Here is an 18,139-nt window from a genome sequence, read left to right on the forward strand (position 1 = left end):
CATGCGTGAACTCCTGCTCGCCCTCGCACTGGCGTGGGCGCCCATCCCCGTACTGGTCGCGCAAACGGCGCCCGCGACCGTGAACGACGCCCGCCTGGTGGCCTTCGATGCCCGCGTCGAGGCGGTCAGGAAGCGCTTCGACGTGCCCGGCATCGCGGTGGCCATCGTCCAGGATGGGCGCGTGGTGACGGCGCGCGGCTACGGGCTGCGCGAGGTCGGCAAGCCGGCCCCGGTGGATGCCCATACCCTGTTCGCCATCGCAAGCAACACCAAGGCTTTCACCGCCACCGCGCTGGAGATGCTGGCCGAGGATGGCAAGCTGGACATGGACGATCGGGTCATCGACCACCTGCCCTGGTTCCGCATGGGCGACCCCTATGTCACCCGCGAGATGCGCGTGCGTGATCTGCTGGCGCACCGCAGCGGGCTGTCGCTCGGCGCCGGCGACTTGCTGTTCTGGCCGCCCAGCGACTACAGCAACCGCGAGGTGGCCGAACGCCTGGCCAACGTGCCGCTGACCGGCCAATTCCGCGGCCAGTACGCCTACGACAACATTCTCTACGGCGTGGCCCAACTGGTGGTGGAACAGGCCAGCGGGCAATCGTTCAAGGATTTCCTGCGGGAGCGCATCTTCGCACCGCTGGGTATGCGCGAGACCCGCTACAACAGTGACGACCTCAAGCCGGGCGACAATGTCGCCACCGGCCACGCCAGGCCCGATTTCGGCAAATCGCTGGTCACGGTCGGCACATTGTCGTGGCGCAACGTCGCCGGGGCCGGGGGGCTGTACGCCAGCGTGCACGACCTGGGCAAATGGATGAACGTGCAACTCGCCAACGGCGTGATTTCGGGCCGGGGCGCTTCGGCCAAACGCCTGTTCCCGGCCGCTCGCCAGCGCCGCATGTGGACGATGCTGACGCCGATCGCGGTGGCCGAGCCGGCGGTGCCGGAACTCCAGCCGATGGTGCCGAATTTCCTCGGCTATGGCGAAGGCTGGATGCTGTCCGATTACCGTGGCGAGAAGCTGGTCTGGCATACCGGTGGCTGGCCGGGCATGGTCTCTCGCCTGACGCTGGTGCCGGGCCGGAAGATCGGCGTGGTGGTGCTGACCAACCAGGAGGCGGGCGCGGCGTTCAACGCGCTCACTTACGAGGCGCTGGACATGATGCTGGGCGGCGCGCGCCACGATTGGCTCGACGCCTACGCCAAGGCCGTCGCCAAGGCCGATGCCCTGGCCGACGAATCCTGGAAGAAGCTCAGCGCCGCGCGCGATGCGAAATCGAAGCCTTCGCTGCCGCTGGCGAGGTATGTCGGCACCTGGCGCGACCCGTGGTACGGCGATGTCTTCGTTCGTCGGGAGGGCAAGGGTTTATCGATGCGGTTCTCGCGCACGCCGGCGCTCAGTGGCCGGCTGGAGCACTGGCAGCACGACAGTTTCATCGTGCGCTGGGATGACCGCACGCTCAACGCCGATGCCTTCGTCTATTTCGCGCTGGAGCCGGACGGCACGATCCGCGAGATGCGGATGAAGCCGGTCTCGCCCAAGACCGATTTCAGTTTCGATTTCCAGGATTTGCGGTTCGCGCCGGTGATGGCGGCGCCGTAAGGCGTGGGCCGAACGCGGAGGATGGCGGCCCCCGGCAGGCGTTGGCGGCGGTTCGCCGTGGCCGCGCGCCGGCGCGTGGCGGGCCGGGTGCTGGCGACGTGGCCGGTTAGCGCCGGGTGGGCCGATGGCGGACGCCATGCGTGGCCGATGCGCGGCTGGCCGTGGATCGGCGACGGCCCACCCCGGTGGCCGGCCGTCGGTGGTTGGACGGGCATCGGCGCCCGTGGGCGCCGGGCAATGGGCTTCCGCTTTTCCCGACGCCGCGAGTCAGCGGATCGGCTCGTCCAGCAGCAACTGCCGCACGAAGCGCACCGGCGGCGCGCCCTGCGCCAGCACCTGGTCGTGGTAGCGCTTCAGGTTGAATGCCGCGCCCGCCTTGGCCTCGGCCGCGAGACGGGTGTCGAAGTGCTCCTGCGCGCCGACGAAATAAGTGGGCAACTGGGCCGAGGTGAGCTGCGCCCTCACCCATTTGCCGGCGGCCTCGCGCTCCTGCTGGAAAGTCTGCCGGGTCATGAAGTCCATCGCCTTGGCGCGGCTCCAGCCATCGACGTGCACGCCCTGGTCGAGGATGGCGTTGCCGATGGTGCGCAGGTAGAACTTCAACTGCACTAGCCGGAACAGCGGATCGTGGTCGAGGTAGCCGGCGTCGGCCATCATTTTCTCGGTGTAGACCGCCCAGCCCTCGGCGAACAGGCCGGAGCGCAGCACCGTGCGCAGGGTGGAGCCGGCGCGCGAGGAGTGCGCGCCCTCCAGGTAGTGGCCGGGCATCGCTTCGTGGATCGACAGCAGGTGGATCATGCGGTCGTTGTATTCGCGCAGGAAGGAGTCGGTCTGCGCGTCGCTCCAGTCCTCGGGGATCGGCGAGATGGCGTAGTAGGTATCCAGGCCCTTGTCGAGCGGGCCGGGCGAATCGCAGTAGGCCACCGCCACGCCGCGCTGGAATTCCGGCATCAGGATGATCTTGACCGGGTCGTCGGGCACCGTCACCAGGTCGTGCCGGCGGACGAAATCGGTGGCGACCCGCAACGTGTGCCGCGCGAACGGCACCACTTGGTCGCGCGCCGGGCGTTCGGCGTAGGCCAGCTCCAGCGCGGCCTCGATGGCTTTCTGTTGCTGCGCCGGGGTCGGTTTCGCCGGCAGTGGCGGGGCGCCGCGCCGGCCTTTCAGCACCGTCCGCGCGATGCCGTACATCTCGCCGCGCACGCGCAGCAGCTCGGATTCCGCACGCTGCTTGATCTCGGCGCGCGAGAGCGCGGAGTTGAGCGAGAACTTCAACTTGCGGTCGTAGCGCTCGGCGCCCAGGCGGAAATCGCCGCGCGCGTTCGGCGCCAGTGTCTTGTCCAGCCAGGTCTGGTTCTCGGCGACGGCCGCGCGCAGGCCGACGATGGCGTCGTCGAGCCGTTTGCGCTCGGCGCCTTTCAGTTGCCCGGCGTTGGGCAGGACGAACTGTTCGACCAGCGCCAGCACGCCGCCGTTCTGCTTCGCCACGGTGTCGGCGTGGATCTTGGGCACCCGCGCCGGGTCGAGGTTGGCGCGCATCTGCGCGTACAGCGCCGGCAGCTTCTCCATCCGCAGCGTGGCGGATTTCAGCCGTTCGGGCATCGGCGCGAACTCGCGGGCCATCAGGCCGTAGATGGCGCTGCCGGCCAGGCTGCCATAGAGCTGCGGGTCCCAGGCCCAGCTTTGCAGGGTTTCGATGTTCCAGATATCCGATGCCAGTTGGTTGCGGAGGATCAGCGCATCGACCTGGTTGTCGCGGTTGAGCCGGGCGCGGTCGATGGCGTCGAGGCGGGCCAGCAACTTGCGGGCGAAAGCCAGCGATTCGGCCCGGCCTTCGGGCGACAGGTCGTCGATCTCGCCATCGTGGCGGTGCTCGCCGATGGCGGTGGCGGAAACCGGCGAGCGCGCCAGCATCCCGGCCAGCCAGTCTTCCGAAAGCCGGGTGAAGGCGGTATTGGCGTCGGCCTGTGGCGCGGACGCGGGCGCGGGCGCGGTGGGCGATGTCGGCGAGGGGGACGCGAGGGCGCATCCGGCGGCCAACGCGGCGGCCAGGGTGGCGGTGGCGAAACGGTGCGGCATGGCGGCTCTCCAGAACTGCGAAGCCGCCAAGATTACGCCGATGCGAGCGGCGTCTGCGCTTCTTGCCGCCGCCAGCGGACGGCCGCCGGGGCTGGCCGTGGTTTTTGGTTCGATGGTTGGCTTCGCCCGGTGCGCTGATGACGCCGATGCGGGCGGCCACGTTTCCCTGCCGGGTGTTGGCCGTGGCCTTGGGTTCGGGCGGTCTTGGCTTCGCCCGGTGCGCTCACCGCGCCGGGGGCGTCGATGCGGGCGTGATCGCGCTCAGCGCCGACAGCCGTGCGACCCGCAGCCAACCCATCGCCAGCACCGCCAGTTGGGTGGCGAGCAGCATCGCCGTCCCCGAGGCGTGTGCCGGCGCGGCCATGAGCGGCAGCGCATTCAACGCCAGCGAGGCGGCCAGGGTGAGCGCGACCGCCAGCAGCACCGCGAACGGGCGCTGGCACAGCAGGCGAAGGCCGCGCAGCCAGGCGTGGAAGGCCGAGCGTAGGGCCGGGTCGCGGACGAACGCGGCGCGCCCGGCTTCGAGGTTGGCGTAGACCAGCAGGCCGGCGATCGCGGCAATGGCGAGGGCGATGTGTCCGCGCTGGCGGGCGGTGGCTTCGAGTATCTGCCGTTCTTCGCCCTGCCAGGCCCAGATGAAGGCCAATATGACGGTCATGCCAGCCAGCGCCGAGGGAAGCAACGCGACCAGCCACAGCCGTAGCATTCGTCCGTATTCGCGCCAGCCGCCCAGCCATAGTTCGCCGAAAGCCAGCGCGCGGCCTTCGCGCAGGCTGGCGACCAGCATGCCGGCCGCCCACGGCGCCAGCAGGGTGGCCAGCAGGAAGGCGAAGGCGGTGCCGGACAGCACACCGGAGAACGCATTGGCGGCGTTGTCGCCCAGCCCCATCAGACCATCGGCGAGCGCGGCGACATCGGTGTCGGCAGCGATGCGGCCGGCCTCGGGATGGAAGCCGAACGCGCGGTTCATCAGCGAGGACAGTGACTGCGCGGCGAGCGCGGCCGGCAACAAGCCGGCCAGCCACCACAACAGCAGCAGGCGCCAGTGGCGAAAGCCGCCGGCGAGCGCGCCGGCCAGTGCGTGGAAGCCGCCAATGGCGGGACGGGAAGTCGGTCGGTGCATGCTCAAGCGCCCATCATCCAGGCCAGTGCGAGCTGCATCCAGGCCAGCATGCGCCGGCCGTAATGGCGGCCGGCCTCGTGGTTGGGTTCGAGCGCGCGCGCGTTGTCGGTCCGCGAGCGGTCGAGGGGGTGCAGCCGGTCGGGGTCGAGTTCGGCTTTCACCGCTTTCGCCGGTTTGACCCAGCTCCAGCGGAACCAGTGGCGCTGGCCGGCGAAGCGCACCGTTTCCCGGCTGCCGTCGGCGAAGCTGACCACCAATGTTTGCGGCACGTCGGCGCCGGCGCGTTTCACCACCACCGTGGTGCGATAGGGATACGGCCCGCCGACGCCGGGCCGGGCGTCGGGATGCGCCTTCGCCCATGCCTGGCGCGCATTGGCGATGGCCCGGCCGCGGGTTTTGGCGGAGACCGGTTTGCCGTGCTCGCCGGCGTGGCCCGGCACCGGCAGCTCCTCGGTGCTGCTGAAGGCGTCGATGCGGTCGTCCACTTTCTCGGCGCCGTACACGGTCTGCGCGAACGTGCGTTCGATCACCTCGCGCTGGCCGGTGCCTTCGATCAGGGCTTCGCGCAGGTCGGCGATGGAGGGGTGGCGGAACTTCCAGCGCTGGTAGTAGTGCTTCATCGCGCGGGCCATCGCCTCGCGCCCGACCTGGCGTTCGATGCCCGCCATCATCGTCGAGGTGCGCGAATAGACCGTGCCGTAGCTGGCGCTGGAGCGGCGCTCCCAACTGTTGGCGCCCAGCGGGTCGAGCGGCGATGCGAGCTGTGCGAGTAGGCGGTCGAGATCGAACGGCGCGATGCGCGGCGGCGGCGTCCAGCGCGCCAGCCAGCCCGGCAGCAGGTTGACCGGCTGCCGGCGGTCGGCCAGCATCCGGCTGTTCCAGTACTGGTTGACGCCTTCGTCGAGCATCGGTTCTTCGAACTCGTTGCTGGCGAGGATGCCCTGGAAATAGCCGTGGCCGAATTCGTGGACGGTGACGAATTCCAGGCTGTATTGCTCGATGCCGCCGGGGGTGTAATCGAGCGTGTTGTCGGCGGTGAAGAAGGTGGGATATTCCATGCCGCCGGCTTCGGCCGCGTTGTGCGGCGGGATCACCGCGGTCACGGTGCGGTAGGGGTAGCAGCCGAGGGTGTCGGAAAAATACGTGAGCGAGTCCAGCGCGGCCTTGAGCACGACCGGCGCGTTGTCGGCGTATTCCGGCGGAAACAGCACGCGCACCTTGACCGGCTCGCCGCCGGGGCGGGTCCAGGTGGCTTCCAGCGGCTTGGCGGTACGGTTGTCGGCGGTCCAGGCGAAATCGTGGACGTCGCCCTGCACGTAGCGATAGGTGGTCTGGCCGTCTTTTTTCACCGGCGTCCCGGTCAGTTCGCCGGTGGCGCCGACGGTGTAGTCCGAGGGCACGGTGATGCTGACGTCGTAACGGCCGAAATCGGCGTAGAACTCGCTGTGCAGATGGAATTCGTGCACGTTCCAGCGCGGGGCGGTGGCGCCGCGCTCGCCCGCCAGCTCCAGTACGCCGATCTTCGGGAACCACTGCGCCACCAGGTGGAAGCTGCCGAAGTGGCCGGTGCGCGCCACCACCCGGGGCAACTGGTTGAAGAAGTCGATGTCGAGCGTGGTGATGGCCCCGGGGGCGACCGGCGCGGGCAGGTCGAGGCGTACCACGGTCTTGTCGGTCTTCGGGCCGCCATCGGGCTGCACGAAGGCCCATTTCACCGCCCGTCCGCCCTGCGCGACGCGCTTCAGGCGGGTGTAGCCCCAGTCGCCGTCTTTGATTTTCGCGTCCGAACGGAAGCCGAAGCCGCGCGTGCGGCGCTCGGTCATGAAGGTGCTGCCGCCCGATTCGAAGGCATTGAGATAAAGATGCAGGTAGACGCTGCACACCGGCTGCGCGCCGCGGTTCTTCCAGGTGAGTTGCTGCCTGCCCTCGATGGTGTGCCTGAGCGGGTCCAGCGTGGCGTGGATGCGGTAATTCGCCACCCGGTTGGAAAGCGTCGGCGTGTCGCCGCCGCGCGGGCCGCCCCAGGCATCGGGGGCGCTCGGCACGGCCACCGCCCCGGCATCGGCGGCGGCGAAGGGGATGTCGGCGCAGCGGGTGCTTGCGGCCGTGGGCGTGCGGGCTTGCAGCGGCGTGGCGAGCGTCGCCAGCAGGGCGAGGCGGGCGAGGGCGCGTATCGGCATCAGGGGCTTCCGCCGGGAAACCTCGCAGGGTGAGGCATCGCCCGCATCGCGGCAAGCGCGGCGGGCGCTCGCCGCGCGCGCTGGCGTGTTTGGAGACGGCGTAGAATCGCCGGACGGCAACGGGAGACGGACGATGAAGCTTTGGTCGATCCTCGGTAATTCGCAGAAACTCGATGGCGGCGCGATGTTCGGCAACGCCCCGCGCGAGATGTGGCGGAAGTGGATCCCCGCCGACGAACTCAACCGCATTCCGCTGGCCTGCCGCGCCCTGCTGGCCGCGCCCCTGGCCGGCAAGACGGTGCTGTTCGAGACTGGCATCGGCGCGTTTTTCGAGCCGAAGCTGCGCGAGCGCTATGGCGTGCGGGAAGAGCGCCACGTGCTGCTGGATTCGCTGCGGGAGGCCGGTTTCGGCCATGAGGACATCGACGTGGTGGTGCTCTCGCATCTGCATTTCGATCACGCCGGCGGCCTGCTGGCGCCGTGGGCCGAGGGCCGGCCGCCGGCGCTGCTGTTTCCCAACGCCACGTTCGTGGTCAGTCGCGGCTGCTGGCAGCGTGCACGTGAGCCGCACCCGCGCGACCGCGCCAGTTTCATCCCGGAGCTGAACGATCTGCTCGAAGCCAGCGGCCGGCTGGAGATCGTCGATGGCGCGCACTGCCGGGCGCTGGGCGAGACGGTGCGCTTCCACTACAGCCAGGGGCATACGCCGGGGCTGATGCTTGCCGAGATCGTCGGCCCCGAATGGGTGGATGGCGAGGCGCGTGGCGGCGTGGCGTTCTGCGCCGACCTGATTCCCGGCCGGCCGTGGGTACACGTGCCGATCACCATGGGCTACGACCGCAACGCCGAATTGTTGATCGACGAGAAGCGCGTGTTTCTCGAAGAAATGCTGGCGCGCGACGTGCATCTCTACTTCACACACGACCCCGATTGCGCGTTGGCGCGGGTGACGCGCGACGCGCGCGGGCGCTTCGGCACCACCCACGAGGTGGCGGAACTGAAGGCGCGTGCGCTGGCGGCGTGAAGTGATTTGCGGCAGCGGGTTCCGGTGGCCATCGGATCCTGACGGTGCGGCATGTCGCGCAGACTGGAGTGGCTCCCCACTGGGGTTTCCGAATGAGGACGCGTTCGATGTTCCGTGGCCTGCTTGCCGTCATGTGACTGCTGCTGGCGATGCCGCCACAGGCACTGGCTGGCTGCGCCGACGGCCAACGTGCCGTCGCAGGTATCGTCGTTGCGTGCCACCACGATGGCGGCCCGGGTGGCGTGGTGTAGTGTTTCCGGGCCGGGCCGGGCCGGGCATGGCGCCATGCGCCCACGATGTCGGTACCGTCTTCCTACGGCATGAATTGCCGGGTGATACCGATGCCGCGCGCGTGCTGTCGGCCCAGGATTCGGCGGAGGCGCATTGGTGGCGGGACGCTTCAGTCGCCGCGCGTGCCGAAGATGCGGTCGCCGGCGTCGCCCAGGCCGGGACGGATGTAGCCATGTTCGTCCAGCCGCTCGTCGATGGCGGCGGTATAGACCTCGACATCGGGATGCGCGGCTTCCAGCGTGCGTAATCCCTCCGGCGCGCAGACCAGGAAGACGCCCTTGATCCGCCGCGCGCCGGCGCGCTTGAGCATCTCCACCGCGGCGATGAGCGTGTTGCCGGTGGCGAGCATCGGGTCGAGGATCAACGCATCGCGTTCGTCCATGCGCCCGGCCATGCGCTCGAAATAGGGCAGGGCTTGCAGGGTTTCCTCGTCGCGTTGCAGGCCGAGCACGCTGACCTTGGCGCTGGGAATCAAGGACAGCACGCCCGGCAGCATGCCCAGCCCGGCGCGCAGGATCGGCGCCAGAGTGATCTTGGCCCCGGCGATGCGCCGTACTTCCACCTTGCCGGCCCAGCCCCGTTCGATGGCCGGCTCGGTATCCAGGTCGGCGGTGGCCTCGTATGCCAGTAGGGTGCCGAGTTCGCCGGCCAGTTCGCGGAACTCCCGGGTGGAAAGCGAAGCATCGCGCAGCAGGCCGATCTTATGCTGGACCAGCGGATGGCGGACTTCGATGACTTTCATGGGGGTACCCGGCGTTGGAATGCGGCCATTCTGCCGCAGCCACGCGCGTTTCAAAACGACGGAGGCCGGAATTTTCCGGCCTCCGCGTCGGGGCGTCGCGTCATGATCAGTATTCGAACTTGACCCCGGCCAGCCACGAGCGCCCGAAGCCTTCCATCTCCAGCACCTGGCCCCTCGCGCCCTGGAAGCGCACCTGGCGGCTGTCGGTCAGATTGTTGGCTTCGGCGAAGACCTGCCACTGCTTGTTGAAGCGGTAGCTGGTGCTGAAATCGACGCTGGCGCGTCCGTTCCAATACACGTTGAGCGCCGGCTGGGCGATATCGAAGGTCTGGATGAACTTGCTGCGGTAGGTATAGGCCAGGCGCGCGTTGAAGCCGTACTTTTCGTACGACAGCGCCAAGTTGTAGTTGTGGCGCGAGGTGCCCGGCAATTCGGTCTTGCCGCCGCCAAAGGGCAACTCGGCGCTGGACTTGGCCCAGGTGTAGTTGGCGTACACGCCAAGGCCGTCGAACGGCGAGGGCAGCTTGTCGAAGGTCTGCTGCCAGGCCAGTTCCAGCCCGTGTATGCGGCCATTGCCACCGTTCTCGGGCCGGGTGATGCGGGTGCGCGTGGCCGGTTCGGTCGGCGTGGCCGGCGTGGCGAGGGTCAGGGTGGTGACGAACAGCGGGTCGCTGATGCGCTTGTAGAAGAGCGCGGCCGAAAGCAGGCCGAGCGGGCGCAGATAGTGCTCGAAGGAGACATCCAGGTTGTGCGCGTAGGCGGCTTTCACCGCCGGATTGCCTTCGCTGACGTCGCGCAGGGCGATGCCGCCGGCATCGACTTCGCGCTCCCCGAACGTCCGGTATGGCGCGGTGTGCATGAAATCGGGACGGTTCAACGCGGTGGAGTACGAGGCGCGCAGGATGCTGTCCTCGTCGAATTCGTAGCGCAGGTGCGCGCTTGGCAGCCAGTGGCCGTAGCCGCGGCTGACGCGTTGCGGCGTGGCGGTTCCGGTCTGGGTGTCGAAGTGGCTGGCCTCGCCGCTCAGCCGGGTGCGCTCGTAGCGCAAGCCGGTGATCAGGCTGAGCGCGTCCCAGCGCGCGTCGAGGCGGAAATAGGCGCCGTGGACGTTTTCGCTGGCGCGGTAATCGCCGGTGATCGAGCTTTGGATCTGGCGCTTGCTGTTGGCGCTGCCGGTGAGCGGGCCGGCGTATCGCCGGAAGATGTCGCGGCAGAAGCGGCGGCCGGCGTGGAAATACCCGAAATTGTCGGAAGGGCCGAGATCGCTGCACAGCATGTCGGACATGCCGATGCCGAGTCTGGCGAAATCGGCAGCGTTGTCATTGCGGTAGCGCTCGTCGTCGAAGGACTTGTCGCGCAGGCGCGCGCGCAGGCCGAATTTGATGTCGCCATCATGGCCAAGCCAGGTCTGGGCGCGGGTCAGGTCGAGGCGTAGGCCGGTTTCCCGCTCGTCGCCGAATTCGTAACGGTCGTTGAGGCGGCGGAAACCGAACCAGCTTTCCGGCAGCGCCACGCCGGTGGCGGGGGCGTCGGCGCGGCCTTGGATCGCCCAGACCGGGAAGTCGGGATTGCCGTAGTCGTAGCGCATGTTCGGCCGCACGCTGGAGCGGAAGACGTACTGCATACGCGGGCTGGCCTCCTTCTCGGCCTTGCTCCGCGATGCCTGCCATTCGGCCTTCCAGTCGCCCAACCAGTGCTCGCCGCCCAGGTTGAAGGTCTTGATGGTCTTGTCGTAGGTGCGCTCGCGCAGTTCCTTGTCGAAGGTGGCGCGCGCGGTGCCGGACGTTTCGTTGGCGGCCGCGCCATGCCTGTCCATGGTGATGATCAGGTTGTCGCGGAACTCGTGGTCGCGGAAGCGCGAACTGGAGGCGATGAAATACACCAGGTTGTCCGGGTCGATGCGGAAATCGAAGCGGCCGGTCACGCCGGTGCGGGTACGGGTGCCCTCGTAGTCCTTGATCTGCACTTCCTCCGGCAGGATGCGGCCGGCATCGGTGAAATACAGTGTTTCCACGTTGTCGGTGAAGCGGCCCTGCCTGCTGTGCGAGGCGGAGACCAGCACGCCGATGTTGTGCTCGGCGCCGAAGCGCTGGCCGAGGGTGGCGGCGGCGCGCTGGTTGTCGCCGTTGCCGAGCTGGAACTTGCCGGCGCCCAGCGAGGCGCGGAGGATCGTGCCGTCGCGATCGAGCGCGCTCTGAGTCTTGATGTTGATGTTGCCGGCGATGGCGTCGGCGTCCATGTCCGGCGTCAGCGCCTTGGTGACTTCCAGCGCGGCGATCACGTCGGAGGGGATGGTGTCGAGTTCCACGCCGCGGCTGGCCTGGTCGGGGTTGGCCAACTGCACGCCGTCGATGGAGACGGTGGTGAACTCCTTCGGCGCGCCGCGCACGGTGACGTAGCGGCCCTCGCCCTGGTCGCGTTCGATCGAGACGCCGGGGATACGCTGGGTCGACTCGGCGATGTTGTTGTCGGGAAATTGGCCGAGCAGGTCGGCCGACACTACGTTGACGTAGTGGCCGCTGGCGCGCTGCTGGTTCAGCGCCAGCGCCTGGGCGCCGCGCTGGCCGCGCACCACTACGCGCTCAAGGCTGCCGGCATCGGTGGTGCTGCGCAGGGTGACGTCGGCGCGGGTGGCGGCGCTGGGGCTGATCGTGACTTGCGAACTGTGGGGCTGGTAACCCAGGTAGTCGATGGTCAGCGTGTGCGTGCCGGCGGGCAGGCCGTGGAGGCGGAAGCCGCCGTTGCCGTCGGTGCGCGCCTGGCGGCCGGCGATGTTGACGATGGCGCCATCCAGGTATACGCCGCGCGCGGCTTCCTTGACCTGCCCGAACAGGGTGCCGGCGCTGGCGGCCATGGCAAGCGAATCGGCCTGGGCGTCGCCGGCGCGCGCGAGCTGCGGGAATGCCAGGGTGGAAGCGATCGCCAGTGCGAGGGCGGAGCGGTACAGGTGCATGGAATCTCCAGGTGGATGGCGGCGGCTCCCGTGGCATCGTGTTGCGACCAGCGGGTGGGGGGCGAACGATGGGCGTGGCACGATGCGCGCGTTCCATGTGCCGGTTGAGCCGGCCAGCGAGTGTGGGGTGGCTCCATGACGCTTCGGTGATCGATTTATTGCTTTTTTCCTGCAAGCCTTCCGGTGAAAACTGCTTGCAACACGGCATCGCTAGGCTGGCGAATTCGTCGTGAGACAAGCCGCCGCCGCCATCACCGAGCCAATCCGTGAGCCGATTCCCTCTTCTGATTCCTCTTTCGTGCGCCGCCGCGCTGGCGCTGTCGATCGCCGGCGGCAACGCCTTCGCCCAACAGCCGGGCGGTAACGAACCCAATTTGGCGGTGCCGGCCGATACGCGCCGCTACGTGGCCAGCGAAATGCCCGACCGCATCGTGGCGACGCCGGCGCAGGACGCCTCCACCGGCTTCGCGGTGAACTGGCGCACCAACGACGAGGTGGATTCGCCGGTGCTGGAAATCCTCGTCGCCACCGATTCGCCCGACGTCGGCCAGCCGCGCCGCGTCGTCGCGCGCACACGCGCCTTCAGCGCCAATACCGGCAAGGCGCACGCGCATCGCGCCGATGTCGATGGCCTTCGGCCCGATACGCTCTATATGTTCCGCGTGCAGGGCGCGGGCGCCTGGAGCGGCTGGCGGCAGTTGCGCACCGCCGCCGCGGCCGGCAAACCGATGACCCTGCTGTACTTCGGCGATACGCAGAACAAGAACCTGAGCCACGTCGGCCGGGTGGTGCGTGAAGCGATGCGCCACGCGCCCGATGCGATGCTGGCGCTGTATGCCGGCGACCTGGTCAGCGAGGCGACCGACGACAACGAATGGGGCGAGTGGTTCGAGGCCGCCGGCGACCTGCCGGGCGTGATGCTGGTCGCGCCGGCGCCGGGCAACCACGAATACTGGGAGGAGTTCGAGGACACCCCGCGCGAAAGACGTGTCCTCGGCGGGCACTGGAAGCACGGCTTCGCCCTGCCGGACAATGGCGCGCGTGGCGCGCACACCCGTGAGACCACCTACTGGTTCGACGCCCAGGGCGTGCGCGTGGCGGTGCTCGACGGTACTTCCGCGCTCGATCTCGGCAGCCTGCGCGAACAGGCGCGCTGGCTCGACGGCGTGCTGGCCGCGAACCCGAATCCGTGGTCGATCGTGCTGATTCACCAGCCGATGTATTCGCCGCGCGGCCGTGGCGCCAGCGACGAACTGCGCGCGGGGCTGATGCCGGTGATCGAGAAGCATCGGGTCGATCTGGTGCTGCAAGGACACGACCACACCTATGGCCGCCGCAGCGGCGACCGGCCCGGACAAACCTTGCCGCAGTACATCGTCACCGTGGCCGGGCCGAAGCAATACCGCTTGTCCGAAGCGGCCCGGCGCGGCATGGCGCCGACCGCGGAGGACACCCAGCTCTTCCAGGTGCTGCGTATCGATGGCCAGCGGCTGCGTTACCAGGCGCGCACCGTCACCGGCCGGCTTTACGACGATTTCGAGATCGTCCGCGCCGCCGATGGCCGAAAGCGGCTCGTCGAGCACCGCGAAGGCCGCATCGCCGAGCGCGATTGCGCGCATCGCGATGCCACCCTGGGCGGCCGCAAGGATCGCTGTTGGGAATGAGCCGGCGCGGCCGCGCCCTTCATCACCGCCACTGGAACCCCCGCATGCTCCGGATGTCGACGCTTGCCTGCTGTCTCGCGCTTCCCATCGCCGCCATCGCCGCGCCGCCGGCCTGGGTGCATCCGTTCCATGCCGCGCAGCCGGAGAACGCGCCGGAAGAAGCGCGCGTCGCCATCGAGATTCCCGCCGGCGGTTTCACCAAGTACGAGATCGGTGAGGACGGCTTGTTGCACGTCGATCGCTTCATCGCCATGCCGATGGCTTATCCGGCCAATTACGGCGCCATGCCGCGCACCCTGGCCGGCGATGGCGATCCGCTGGACGCACTGGTGCTGAGCCGCGCGCCGCTGCATCCCGGGGCGCTGATCCGCTTCCGCCCGCTGGGCGTGCTGCGCATGGTCGATGGTGGCGAGGCCGACGAGAAGATCGTCGGCGTGCCGGTGGACAAGGTGGACGCCAGTTATGCCGGCATCCGCGATCTCAAGGATTTGCCGAAGGCGGAAATCGACCGCATCGAAGCCTTCTTCCGCGTCTACAAGCAGTTGCCGGCGGGTGGAAAAAAGATTGAATTGAACGGCTGGGGCGATGCGGCGGAGGCGAAGCGTTTGATCGGCGAGGCGTTGCAGCGTTTCGAAGGCCGGCGCTGACCCTTGGGGTGGGCGCTCGCGCAAAGAGGAACGCCGGGGATATCCCGGCGTTCTGGTGTCGCGGCGGCGGAGCGGTCAGGCCGTTTGCGCCACGCGCGGGCCTTCCAGCAGTGCGCGTTTGATCATCGCCACCAGCAGGTCCAGTTCGGCCTCGTCGTAGGCGAAATGCGGGGTGAAGCGCAGCGAATTCTCGCCGCCGTGGATCACGCCGATGCCCTGTTCGCGCATCCATTCCTCGGTGCTGCCCGCGCCGTAGCCCTTGAAGCCGGGCGCCAGTTCGCAGGAGAACAGCAGGCCGGTGCCCTGCACCTTGGTGATGAGGCCGTTCAACTCCGCCTTCAGGGCTTCGAGTTTGCGCAACGCCTCCGCGCCACGGTCGCGGATGTTGGCGCGCAGCGCGGGCGTGAGTTGGCCCAGCACCGTGCAGGCCACGTCCAGCGCGCGCGGGTTGGCGGTCATGGTGTTGCCGTAGAGGCCGCGTTTGTAGAGGTGGCCGGCGTGCCCGGTGACGGCCAGCACCGAGAGCGGGTACTGGCCGGCGTTGAGCGCCTTGGAATAGGTCTCCATATCCGGGGCGACGATGCCCTCGAAGCCCGGGTAATCGACGATCGAGAGATAGCCGGTCGCGCGCAGCCCCGCTTGGATCGAATCGACCAGCAGCAGCGCGCCATGCGCGGCGGTGAGTTCGCGGGCGAGGTCGTAGAACGCGCGCGGCACGCCGCGGCCGGGGTCGCCTTCGCCCATCACCGGCTCCAGGAACATCGCCTCGATGAACCAGCCGTTGGCCTCGGCATCGGCGAACACCCGGCGCAGTGCCTGCGCGTCGTATGGCGGTACGGTGATGACCGAATCCTCGCCGCGGAAGCTGGCGAGATGCTGCACGTAGGTCTTGCGGCTGGAATCGGAATACAGCGCCGGGCGCTCGGTGCGGCCGTGGAAGGCGCCCTTCACCACCAGCCGCTTGATGGTCTTGCCGGCGTGGCGCGCGCCGGGGTCGGTCAGGGTCTTGGCGTTGGCATCGACGATGCGCGAGGCCAGCGATACCGATTCCGAGCCGGAATTGAGGCACATGAAATGGGCATACGGGCAGCCATCGCCAGTCTGGCCGATTTCCTTGCGCATCGCCCGGTCGAACTTCAGTTGGGCGATGTTCGGGGTCATGATGTTGGCCATCACCTGCGGCTTGGCCATCGCTTCGAGCACGGCCTGCGGCGTGTGGCCGAAGCCCAGCATGCCGTAGCCGCCGGAATCGTGCAGCACCGCGCCCTTCAGCGTGACGACCCACGGGCCGCGCGCGGCCAGCGCGACATACGGGTTCACCGTGTCGGCGGAATAGAAATTGACGAAGCCGGTCTGGATTTGCGCGGCTTGGGCGGGTTCGTCCAGGTCGAGCAGCTCGGGGAAGCCGGCCTTGATCTCGGCGTATTCGGCGGCGGCGGCGCTGACGGCCTCGGCCAACTGCGGGTGGGATTGGGCGAAGCGCTCGATGGTGGCGTCATCGAGGCCACTGGTGCGAATCTTGCCGTGGGCGCGCAGCGGGGCGAGGGTGTCGAGCAAGCTCATGCGGACTCCGAAATCGTAGTAAACCCCCATTATCTGGATTAATTCGTCGTTCGGTAGTATGGAATCCGACGAAATATCGACTAATTTCGTCGATACGACGAAATTACCCTGTTCAGCTTCCCACCGATGAAGATCACCGCCGCCGACCAGTCACTGTTGAGCCCGCTGCGCGAGAACGCCCGCGCCTCCACCGCCGGGATCGCGCGCCGGCTCAAACTTTCGCGCACCACGGTGCAAAGCCGGATCGACCGGCTCGAGCGCGCGCGCTTGCTCGGCGGCCCGCCCGAGTCGCCCGGTATCGGGCCGATTCGGGCGTATTGGGGGCTGGCGAACTGCCCCTCTCCAGGAAACGGGGCGAAGCCGCTTGCGCCGATTAATTGACGGCGGGTTGCGGGGTATCGATGTAGCGTCGGCGCAGGCCGAGGAAGGGTTTTTCGATGTTGTGCCAGGTGAGGCCCGACAACAGCAGCGTCACGGGCAGCACCAGCAGCGCGGTGGTGAGCAGGGCATCGGCATACGGGTTGCCGGTGGGGGTCAGCCACCAGTGGTTGCGTTGTAGTGTGCTGATGACGATGAAGTGCCATAGGTAGATGGAGAAACTGATCACGCCGAGCGCGGTGAGGGGGCGATGCAGACTTTCCGGCAAGCGTGCGCCAAGGCGACAGTAACCGAGGATGAAGAGCATGCAGCAGAGCGCTTCGGCGGGCGGGAGCAGGATGCGCCAGCTCGCATCGGTTGGCCAGCCGCCATGACGATTGAGCACGGTGGCGATGAGCAGCATGCCGAGGGCGCCGGCGGGCAGGTAGAGGGCATGTGGTCTCAGCCGGCCGCGGGCCATGAGATGGCCGGCCATCATGCCTATCAGGAATTGGTCGGCGCGCCCGAGCAGCGTCCAGTAGCTCATGTCGCGCGCGTTGGCGTCATGTGCCAGACCCACGTAGCGCAGCACCCACATCAATACCAGCAATGCCAGCAATACGCGCGGGCCACGTCGGTTCACCAGCAGCATCAGCGCAGGAAACAGCAGGTAGAACTGGCACTCGACCGCGATGGCCCAGAACATGGCGGTGAACGGCCATGCCGTCAGGCGGCCGTTGATGTTGCCCATCATGGTCAGGGTCTGCACGAAGGACAGGAAGTCAAATTGCTTCGGGAAGGCGCAGATCCCGGCGATGAGGAAAAGCAGGAAGAGCGGGTAGATGCGTAGCACCCGATTGCGGAGGAACTGGCCATAGTGGATATTCCGGCCGGTGCACGCGAAGGCGAACAGAAAGCCGCTCAACGTCATGAACAGCGCCAGCGACAAATGGGCCTCGAAGAGAAAAGCCAGCAGTGGATTGTCACTGCGGGGCCAGTTTTCGAAAGAGAACGGTGCATCGAAGCGGAACTGGTAGGAAAAGTTGTGCAGGCCGTGATAGAGAAGGATCAGCAGTGCGGCGAAGCCACGCAGGTGGTCGAGTTCTGGCAGGTAATGGATGTTCTGGCTCCGCATCGCTCATCCCTCCCGGTGTGCGGGATGGGCGATGAGCGTCATGTCCCGGGTCGCCAGCGAGGCGATTTCCGCGCCGCAATCGTGGATGAAGAAATGTCCGCCCTCCAGCAGGCTCAGTCGTATGGTGGCGTATGCGTTTTCCTGCCAGCGCATCAGGTGACGGTGGTCCACTTCGGGATCGTCACGGCTGCCGATCACGTGGATCGGGGTATGAATGCGCTTGTCGCCGTCGCCATTGAGCATGCGTTCGCTCAGCGTGAAGTCGGCGCGCACGATGGGCAGCATCAGCGCCATGAGTTCGGGATGCTCGAACAGTTCCGGGGGTGAACCGTTCAAGAAACGCAGCTCTTCGATCAGCGCCTGGTCGCTCATGCACAGGCGGTTGCGGCGGCTGCCGATGATGGGGGCCTGGCGCCCCGCGACGAAAATTTGCGTGGGAGACCGGCCACGACGTTCGGCGTAATGACTCAGATGGAACGCCAACCCGCCGCCCATGCTGTGCCCCAAGAGGGCGAACGGTCGTGTGCGGCGGGCCAGAAGCGCATCGAACAGGCGTTCCGCCAGCACGGCCGGTTCTTGCTCCAGCGTTTCGCAGATGCGGGTGCCACGTCCGGGCAGTTCCACCGGATGTACGGCGATCCAATCGGGAAAGTAGCGATCCCACTGGCTGTACAGGCTGGCGTTGCCACCTGCGTAGGGCAGGCAGTAGAGGTCCAGTTCGGGCTGTGGTTTACGGTTGGTGAAGGGCAGCCAGGGAGATGTCATGATGGGTCTT

General features: G+C 67.8%; 12 protein-coding genes and 1 pseudogene. 5 read left to right on the forward strand and 8 right to left on the reverse strand.

Annotated elements, in window-relative coordinates; genetic code table 11:
* Position 1 precedes the first annotated feature (1 nt).
* On the forward strand, positions 2–1,606 hold the full coding sequence (locus tag EBB59_RS04850) for a serine hydrolase (RefSeq protein ID WP_122101021.1): 1,605 nt from the start codon (positions 2–4) through the stop codon (positions 1,604–1,606).
* 267 nt (positions 1,607–1,873) lie between these two features.
* Here the strand turns inward: EBB59_RS04850 and EBB59_RS04855 are convergent, their stop codons facing one another.
* The 3 genes from EBB59_RS04855 to EBB59_RS04865 all read right to left on the reverse strand — a co-directional run bounded on the left by EBB59_RS04855 (position 1,874) and on the right by EBB59_RS04865 (position 6,988).
* Entirely contained in the window at positions 1,874–3,685 is a 1,812-nt protein-coding gene (locus EBB59_RS04855; RefSeq protein ID WP_122101022.1) for a DUF885 domain-containing protein, read from the reverse strand.
* Positions 3,686–3,908: 223 nt separating this feature from the next.
* The gene (locus EBB59_RS04860) at positions 3,909–4,814 is read right to left on the reverse strand and encodes a hypothetical protein (protein WP_211327689.1); all 906 of its coding nucleotides are present in this window, start codon (positions 4,812–4,814) and stop codon (positions 3,909–3,911) included.
* Positions 4,811–6,988, reverse strand: a complete 2,178-nt coding sequence (locus tag EBB59_RS04865) for a M1 family metallopeptidase (protein ID WP_122101024.1) — start codon at positions 6,986–6,988, stop codon at positions 4,811–4,813. The genes EBB59_RS04860 and EBB59_RS04865 overlap by 4 nt, the downstream gene beginning before the upstream one ends.
* Positions 6,989–7,121: 133 nt before the next feature.
* On the opposite strand from EBB59_RS04865, the gene EBB59_RS04870 reads away from it, so the two are divergent.
* Complete coding sequence (locus tag EBB59_RS04870; RefSeq protein WP_122101025.1) at positions 7,122–8,012, forward strand: MBL fold metallo-hydrolase; 891 nt, start codon at positions 7,122–7,124, stop codon at positions 8,010–8,012.
* A gap of 400 nt (positions 8,013–8,412) precedes the next feature.
* On the opposite strand, the gene upp is transcribed toward EBB59_RS04870, so the two are convergent.
* A complete protein-coding gene (upp, locus tag EBB59_RS04875) occupies positions 8,413–9,045 on the reverse strand; it encodes a uracil phosphoribosyltransferase (RefSeq protein WP_122101026.1) in 633 nt (210 codons plus the stop codon).
* 106 nt (positions 9,046–9,151) lie between these two features.
* On the reverse strand, positions 9,152–11,998 hold the full coding sequence (locus tag EBB59_RS04880) for a TonB-dependent receptor (protein WP_122101027.1): 2,847 nt from the start codon (positions 11,996–11,998) through the stop codon (positions 9,152–9,154).
* A gap of 311 nt (positions 11,999–12,309) precedes the next feature.
* Here EBB59_RS04880 and EBB59_RS04885 point away from each other — a divergent pair, with 311 nt between their 5' ends.
* Positions 12,310–13,662 (forward strand): purple acid phosphatase family protein, encoded by a 1,353-nt coding sequence (locus EBB59_RS04885; RefSeq protein ID WP_245979058.1) that lies wholly within the window; start codon positions 12,310–12,312, stop codon positions 13,660–13,662.
* 53 nt (positions 13,663–13,715) lie between these two features.
* Entirely contained in the window at positions 13,716–14,309 is a 594-nt protein-coding gene (locus EBB59_RS04890; RefSeq protein WP_245979059.1) for an inorganic diphosphatase, read from the forward strand.
* Between the two features lie 75 nt (positions 14,310–14,384).
* Here EBB59_RS04890 and EBB59_RS04895 read toward each other — a convergent pair whose 3' ends face one another.
* Positions 14,385–15,872, reverse strand: a complete 1,488-nt coding sequence (locus EBB59_RS04895) for an aminotransferase class III-fold pyridoxal phosphate-dependent enzyme (protein ID WP_122101077.1) — start codon at positions 15,870–15,872, stop codon at positions 14,385–14,387.
* Between the two features lie 126 nt (positions 15,873–15,998).
* Between EBB59_RS04895 and EBB59_RS14205 the strand changes: the two are divergent.
* Positions 15,999–16,151: pseudogene (locus EBB59_RS14205) on the forward strand (AsnC family transcriptional regulator); the annotation flags it as partial.
* A 94-nt stretch (positions 16,152–16,245) separates the two neighbouring features.
* Here EBB59_RS14205 and EBB59_RS04905 read toward each other — a convergent pair.
* Together EBB59_RS04905 and EBB59_RS04910 are read right to left on the reverse strand one after the other, a co-directional pair.
* Positions 16,246–17,364: an acyltransferase family protein gene (locus EBB59_RS04905; protein ID WP_122101030.1), complete on the reverse strand. Its 1,119-nt coding sequence runs from the start codon at positions 17,362–17,364 to the stop codon at positions 16,246–16,248.
* A gap of 3 nt (positions 17,365–17,367) precedes the next feature.
* Positions 17,368–18,129, reverse strand: coding sequence for a thioesterase II family protein (locus EBB59_RS04910; RefSeq protein ID WP_122101031.1), 762 nt, complete (start codon positions 18,127–18,129; stop codon positions 17,368–17,370).
* Positions 18,130–18,139: the final 10 nt, after the last annotated feature.

This window comes from Solilutibacter pythonis (assembly GCF_003697345.1).
In the GTDB taxonomy this organism is placed as follows: domain Bacteria; phylum Pseudomonadota; class Gammaproteobacteria; order Xanthomonadales; family Xanthomonadaceae; genus Solilutibacter; species Solilutibacter pythonis.

Excerpts from the sequence above, each read along its gene's own strand:
- EBB59_RS04850 (WP_122101021.1), top strand. The coding sequence starts at position 2 with ATGCGTGAACTCCTGCTCGCCCTCGCACTGGCGTGGGCGCCCATCCCC.
- EBB59_RS04855 (WP_122101022.1), bottom strand. The coding sequence starts at position 3,685 with ATGCCGCACCGTTTCGCCACCGCCACCCTGGCCGCCGCGTTGGCCGCC.
- EBB59_RS04865 (WP_122101024.1), bottom strand. The coding sequence starts at position 6,988 with ATGCCGATACGCGCCCTCGCCCGCCTCGCCCTGCTGGCGACGCTCGCC.
- EBB59_RS04870 (WP_122101025.1), top strand. The coding sequence starts at position 7,122 with ATGAAGCTTTGGTCGATCCTCGGTAATTCGCAGAAACTCGATGGCGGC.
- upp (WP_122101026.1), bottom strand. The coding sequence starts at position 9,045 with ATGAAAGTCATCGAAGTCCGCCATCCGCTGGTCCAGCATAAGATCGGC.
- EBB59_RS04880 (WP_122101027.1), bottom strand. The coding sequence starts at position 11,998 with ATGCACCTGTACCGCTCCGCCCTCGCACTGGCGATCGCTTCCACCCTG.
- EBB59_RS04890 (WP_245979059.1), top strand. The coding sequence starts at position 13,716 with ATGTCGACGCTTGCCTGCTGTCTCGCGCTTCCCATCGCCGCCATCGCC.
- EBB59_RS04895 (WP_122101077.1), bottom strand. The coding sequence starts at position 15,872 with ATGAGCTTGCTCGACACCCTCGCCCCGCTGCGCGCCCACGGCAAGATT.
- EBB59_RS04905 (WP_122101030.1), bottom strand. The coding sequence starts at position 17,364 with ATGCGGAGCCAGAACATCCATTACCTGCCAGAACTCGACCACCTGCGT.
- EBB59_RS04910 (WP_122101031.1), bottom strand. The coding sequence starts at position 18,129 with ATGACATCTCCCTGGCTGCCCTTCACCAACCGTAAACCACAGCCCGAA.